Annotated in this window: 1 protein-coding gene; it reads left to right on the top strand. The window is 31.2% G+C overall.

Annotation, left to right across the window (positions count from 1 at the left end):
- Positions 1–208, top strand: a 208-nt coding sequence (locus LJE08_RS14880) for a hypothetical protein (RefSeq protein ID WP_227403700.1), incomplete at both ends; no start/stop codon positions are given.

Genomic DNA, 208 nt, shown 5'->3' with positions numbered 1-208 from the left:
AGGAAAAAGAGAAACTGATCAACAGATCCAAGAAAAAGAAATATACAGAAGAAGATTATCTTTATGAGGTGCAGGTATTGGATCCAAATATCAAAAGATTGAAGAGTAGCATTCGCAATCTAAAATTCAGAAGAAATCGAAATAAGTTCAAACTTAAAAGAAAGATGCCTTCTGTATGTTTTGGTGGTAAAAAGAACTTGAAAAATGG

It is taken from the genome of Holdemanella sp. DFI.5.55, assembly GCF_020593575.1.
Classification (GTDB): domain Bacteria; phylum Bacillota_I; class Bacilli_A; order Erysipelotrichales; family Erysipelotrichaceae; genus Holdemanella; species Holdemanella hominis.
The sequence above is the reverse complement of the archived record's forward strand: the minus strand, read 5'-3'. Positions and strand labels throughout refer to the sequence as shown.